The organism is Pauljensenia hongkongensis, from assembly GCF_001746855.1.
Lineage (GTDB): Bacteria > Actinomycetota > Actinomycetes > Actinomycetales > Actinomycetaceae > Pauljensenia > Pauljensenia hongkongensis.
In genome coordinates this window covers 789,294-789,831 of sequence record NZ_CP017298.1, presented here as the reverse complement: position 1 = coordinate 789,831, position 538 = coordinate 789,294, and the positions used below count along the sequence as shown (strand labels likewise).

General features: G+C 75.7%; 1 protein-coding gene. It reads left to right on the top strand.

Going from position 1 to position 538, the window contains the following annotated elements:
* Positions 1 to 57: 57 nt before the first annotated feature.
* The coding region (locus tag BH719_RS03275) for an acyltransferase (RefSeq protein ID WP_034255193.1) at positions 58 to 538 on the top strand (481 nt) is incomplete at its 3' end.

Below are 538 nucleotides of genomic sequence, written 5' to 3'. Positions count from 1 at the left end.
CCCGCGGGCCGCCGGGAAGTATAGTTCACAGTGCGACACACTGAGAGGGAGGTTTTCGTGGCCAGCGCACCAACCGCCGACATCGACCCGTCGGCCACCATCGGCGAGGGCACCCGGGTCTGGCACCTCGCCCAGATCCGCGAGGGCGCCGCCATCGGGCGGGACTGCGTCATCGGGCGCGGCGCGTACATCGGGGCGGGGGTGCGCGTCGGCGACGGGTGCAAGATCCAGAACCACGCGCTCGTCTACGAGCCCGCCGGGCTCGGCTCCGGGGTGTTCGTCGGCCCCGCCGCGGTCCTGACCAACGACCGCCACCCCCGGGCCGTCAACCCCGACGGCTCGCCCAAGGGCGCGGGCGACTGGACGCGCGTCGGCGTGGACGTGGGCCGCGGGGCCTCCATCGGCGCGCGGGCCGTGTGCGTGGCGCCCGTGAGCATCGGGCCGTGGGCGATGGTCGCAGCCGGGGCGGTCGTGACCCGCGACGTCCCCGCCTACGCCCTCGTCGCCGGCGTGCCGGCCCGCCGTATCGGATGGGTCG